The organism is Kitasatospora sp. NPDC007106 (assembly GCF_040634455.1).
GTDB classification, from domain to species: Bacteria; Actinomycetota; Actinomycetes; order Streptomycetales; family Streptomycetaceae; genus Kitasatospora; species Kitasatospora arboriphila.
In genome coordinates, this window is record NZ_JBEYFP010000455.1 from 1 (window position 1) to 4,808 (window position 4,808).

Genomic DNA, 4,808 nt, shown 5'->3' on the forward strand with positions numbered 1-4,808 from the left:
TCCCCGCCGCTCTTCCTATCCCCAAGAAGGGCTGACGCCCGCAGTACGCCTCGGCACGGCATCGGACGGCCGGCTCCCACCCCCGCGGAGGGGGCGGGAGCCGGCCGTTTCGTCTGCCCGGGGCCGGCCGGGGTGTCCGGTATCCGGAGCACCGTCGATGTCCGGTAATCGTGCGTGACCGACCGTCATGCGCGACGACTGTCCGTTTGATGCCGGTTGGGTATGCCCTCAATGTCCAATTTGTGAAACCAATTCGTCGCGCATGTGACCAAATTGAGATCCGTAATGGTCAGTTCCGCATCTCGCGGTGTCCGATAGTGGGACAGTCGAGCTCGGGTCACGGGTCACGCGCAGGGGTGCGCGCCGAACCTCGGGCGAGGAGGCACCTCATGACCGGGGCGAAGACTCCGGCCATCCCCCCTGTGGTGCCTCCGCGTTGAAACCACCTCAGGAGGCATCTCCCCATGCGCGGAGCAACCCCGGCCAAGTGGATCGTGGCCGCCACCGCTGTCGCCCTCGCCGCGACCGCCTGCAGCACGTCCGGCACGAGCGGCGACAAGGCCACCGCCAAGGACGGCGGCTCGATCGCCGTCCAGCTCGGCGAGCCGCAGCACGGCCTGGTCCCGACCAACACCGCCGAGTCCGAGGGCGCCGAGGTGCTGAACGCCCTCTTCGCCGGCCTGGTCGACTACGACGTCAAGACCAGCGAGCCCAAGCTCCGCGTCGCCGAGTCCATCGAGTCCCCCGACAGCAAGGTCTGGACGATCAAGCTGAAGGACGGCTACACCTTCCACAACGGCGAGAAGGTCACCGCCCAGTCCTTCGTCGACGCCTGGAACTACGGCGCCAACCAGGACAACGCGCAGGAGGGCCTGCCCTTCTTCGCCAAGATCGAGGGCTCCGAGGAGCTCGCCCCGGGCAAGGACAAGAAGCCCACCGCCAAGGAGCTCAAGGGCCTGAAGGTCGTCGACGACAAGACCTTCACCGTCTCCCTGACCGCGCCGTTCTCCCAGTTCAAGACCATGCTGGGCTACACCGCGTTCTACCCGCTGCCCAAGGCGTTCTTCACCGACCCCAAGGCCTTCGGCGAGAAGCCGGTCGGCAACGGCCCGTTCCAGATGGACGGTTCCTGGGAGCACAACAAGCAGATCAAGGTGAAGCGCTACGACGCCTTCCCGGCCGCGGACGGCAAGGCCAAGCTCCAGGGCGTCACCTTCAAGATCTACGACAGCCTGGACACCGCGTACAACGACCTGCGCACCGACGCGATCCAGATCACCGACAAGCTGCCCACCTCGGCGATGTCCACGGTGAAGTCGGAGTTCGGCGACCGCTACATCTACAAGCCGGAGTCCGGCGTCGGCTACATCGGCTTCCCGATCGCCACCAACCCGGCCACCTACGGCAAGCCGGAGATCCGCAAGGCGATCTCGATGGCCATCGACCGCGAGGCCATCAGCAAGACCATCTTCAACGGCAGCCGCGTCCCCGCCGACGACTTCATCAGCCCGCTGGTGGCCGGCTACCGCAAGGGCGCCCTGGGCGAGGCCGGCACCTACAACCCGGCCAAGGCCAAGGAGCTCTTCACCCAGGCCGGCGGTGTCCCGAACAACACCATCGAGCTGGGCTACAACGCCGACGGCGGCCACAAGGAGTGGATCGAGGCCGTCGCCAACCAGCTGAAGAAGAACCTCGGCGTCGAGGTCACCGCCAAGCCGTTCGAGAAGTTCGGCAAGATGCTGGACGCGCTCGGCGAGAAGCAGTACTCCGGCGCCTTCCGCATGGGCTGGTCGATGGACTACCCGTCCGCCGAGAACTACCTGCGCCCGATCTTCTCCAAGGTCGCCATCGACCAGGGCTCGAACTACGGCGGTTACGTCAACGACAAGTTCGAGAGCCTGCTCTCCCAGGCCGACCAGGCGAAGACCCAGGAGGAGGGCCTGAAGCTGTACCAGCAGGCCGACGACGTCCTCGTCCAGGACCTGCCGTACATCCCGGTGTACACCAACATGTCCTCCGCCGCGTACACCAAGTCCGTGAAGAACGTCGACACCGACGCCTTCGGCCGCATGGACCTGGCCAACGTCGAGCTCGCCGGCTGACCCGGTAGCAGACGACCGGGGGCGGGCGGCCGGGTCCTCGGACCCGGCCGGCCGCCTCCTTCCTTGCCCGAAAGTGTGGAGGTCTGATGGGCCGCTATGTCATCCGCCGACTGATACAGGCGATCCCTGTACTGCTCGGTGCGACGCTTCTGATCTACTACCTGGTGAACGCGCTGCCCGGCGACCCGGTGCAGGCGCTCTCCGGCGAGAAGCGCCCCGACCCGCTGGTCGCCGCGCTGATCCGCGAGAAGTACCACCTCAACGACCCGTTCCTGGTGCAGTACTGGCACTACATCAGCGGGGTCTTCACCGGCAACCTCGGTGAGGACATGCGAGGTCGCGCGGTCATCGACATGATCAGCGAGGCGCTCCCGTACACCGTCAACCTGGCCCTGGTCGCCTTCGCGATCGAGGCCGTGATCGGTGTGTCCGCGGGTGTGCTGGCGGCCCTGCGCCGGGGCAAGTTCCTCGACCAGCTGGTGCTGATCTCCACCCTCCTGGTCATCTCCGTCCCGGTGTTCGTGCTCGGCTCCGCGCTCCAGCTGCTGCTCGGCGTCAAGCTCCGCAACGACTACGGCATCGACTTCTTCCCGGTCTCCTTCCGGGAGGAGGACGGCCTGCGCGCCTACCTGCTGCCGGCCCTGGTGCTCGCCTCCACCTCGCTGGCGTACGTCGCCCGGCTGACCCGCACCAGCCTGATGGAGACCATGCGCGCCGACTACGTGCGCACCGCCGTCGCCAAGGGCCTCAGCCGCCGCCGGGTCATCGGCCGGCACGCGCTGCGCAACGCCCTGATCCCGATCGTCACCTTCCTCGGCGCCGACCTCGGCGCGCTCATGGGCGGTGCGGTCATCACCGAGAAGCTCTTCAACATCCACGGTGTGGGCGGCCTGCTCGCGCAGTCCATCTACAACAAGCAGGGCGTGGTCATCGTCGGTGTGGTGACCCTGCTGGTGCTGGTCTACCTGGTCGCCAACCTGCTCGTGGACCTGCTGTACGCCGTGCTCGACCCGAGGATCCGCTATGAGTGACACGATCGTCGTCGACCCCGAGGCCCCGAGCGGCAGCGCCGCCGCGGCCGGCGGGCAGGAGCCGAAGCAGAAGCCGGAGCGCGTCGCCAGCCTGTGGAGCGACGCCCTGCGCGACCTGCGCCGCAACCCGGTCTTCGTGATCGGCGCGACCCTGGTGCTCCTGCTGCTCGTCGTCTCGGCCGTCCCGCAGCTGTTCACCAGCGGCAGCCCGTTCGCCAACGACGCCTGCGACCTCGCGGACTCGCTGAAGCGCCCCAGCGCCGAACACTGGTTCGGCTTCGACGTGCAGGGCTGCGACGTCTACACCCGCACGGTGTGGTCGGCCCGCAACTCCATCGTGGTCGGCGTGCTGACCACCACCCTGGTGACCCTCGTCGGCTGCCTGCTCGGCCTGCTGGCCGGCTGGGTCGGCGGTGTGCTCGACAGCGTGCTGTCCCGCTTCACCGAGATCTTCTTCGCCGTCCCGTCGCTGCTCGGCGGCATGCTGATCATGTCGTTCTGGGGCTCCGGCAACGTGCTGTCGGTGTCGATGGTGCTGGCCGCCCTCGGCTGGCCGCAGATCTTCCGGATCATGCGCGCCTCGGTGATCGCCAACAAGCACAACGACTACGTGGTGGCCGCCAAGGCGCTCGGCGCGGGCAACCTGCGGATCACCTTCCGGCACATCATGCCGAACGCCGTCGCCCCGGTCATCGTGGTCTCCGCGATCAGCCTGGGCGTGTACATCGGCGCCGAGGCCGCGCTCTCCTACCTCGGCATCGGTGTGCAGCCGCCGCAGATCTCCTGGGGCCTGATGATCAGCGACGCCTCGAACCGCTTCCTGGAGGCGCCGCACGTGCTGCTCTTCCCGGCCGCGGCGCTGAGCGTCACGGTGCTGGCCTTCATCATGGTCGGCGACGCGGTCCGCGACGCCCTCGACCCGAAGCTGCGCTGAGAGAAGGGGTGACGATCGGATGACCACCGCCATCGAGACCAAGAAGACCGACCGGCTCGCCGTGGGCACGCCGCTGCTGGAGGTCCGCGACCTCCACGTGGAGTTCCGCACCCGCGACGGCGTCGCCAAGGCCGTCAACGGCGTGAACTACTCCGTCGCCGCCGGCGAGACCCTCGCCGTGCTCGGCGAGTCGGGCTCCGGCAAGTCGGTGACCGCCCAGACGATCATGGGCATCCTCGACATGCCGCCGGGCAGGATCACCCAGGGCCAGATCCTCTACCGCGGCGAGGACATGCTCGCCATGAAGGAGGAGCAGCGCCGGAGGATCCGCGGCCGCAAGATCGCCATGATCTTCCAGGACGCGCTCTCCTCGCTAAACCCGGTGCTCTCCGTCGGCTACCAGCTCGGCGAGATGTTCCGGGTGCACGAGGGCGCCTCCAAGAAGGAGGCCAAGGCCAAGGCCGTCGAGCTGATGGACCGCGTCCGGATCCCGGCCGCCGCCCAGCGGGTCAACGACTACCCGCACCAGTTCTCCGGCGGCATGCGCCAGCGCATCATGATCGCTATGGCGCTGGCCCTGCAGCCCGACCTGATCATCGCGGACGAGCCGACCACCGCGCTGGACGTGACCGTCCAGGCGCAGGTCATGGACCTGCTGGCGGAGCTCCAGGCCGAGTACAACATGGGTCTGATCCTGATCACCCACGACCTCGGCGTGGTCGCCGACGTGGCCGACAAGAT

The 4,808-nt window shown here is 67.7% G+C and carries 4 protein-coding genes; all 4 read left to right on the plus strand.

Annotated features, from left to right (window positions below):
* Nucleotides 1–464 precede the first annotated feature (464 nt).
* Nucleotides 465–2,102, plus strand: coding sequence for an ABC transporter substrate-binding protein (locus tag ABZ641_RS25945; protein WP_344625735.1), 1,638 nt, complete (start codon nt 465–467; stop codon nt 2,100–2,102).
* Between the two features lie 86 nt (nt 2,103–2,188).
* A complete protein-coding gene (locus ABZ641_RS25950; protein WP_030273527.1) occupies nt 2,189–3,133 on the plus strand; it encodes an ABC transporter permease in 945 nt (314 codons plus the stop codon).
* On the plus strand, nt 3,126–4,067 hold the full coding sequence (locus ABZ641_RS25955; RefSeq protein WP_344625734.1) for an ABC transporter permease: 942 nt from the start codon (nt 3,126–3,128) through the stop codon (nt 4,065–4,067). Before ABZ641_RS25950 ends, ABZ641_RS25955 begins: the two co-directional genes overlap by 8 nt.
* Before the next feature lie 19 nt (nt 4,068–4,086).
* On the plus strand, nt 4,087–4,808 hold a 722-nt coding region (locus ABZ641_RS25960; protein ID WP_359985390.1), incomplete at its 3' end, for an ABC transporter ATP-binding protein.

What these genes read in the sequence shown, in the direction of transcription:
- ABZ641_RS25945 (WP_344625735.1), top strand. Translation starts at nt 465, where the DNA reads ATGCGCGGAGCAACCCCGGCCAAGTGGATCGTGGCCGCCACCGCTGTC.
- ABZ641_RS25950 (WP_030273527.1), top strand. Translation starts at nt 2,189, where the DNA reads ATGGGCCGCTATGTCATCCGCCGACTGATACAGGCGATCCCTGTACTG.
- ABZ641_RS25955 (WP_344625734.1), top strand. Translation starts at nt 3,126, where the DNA reads ATGAGTGACACGATCGTCGTCGACCCCGAGGCCCCGAGCGGCAGCGCC.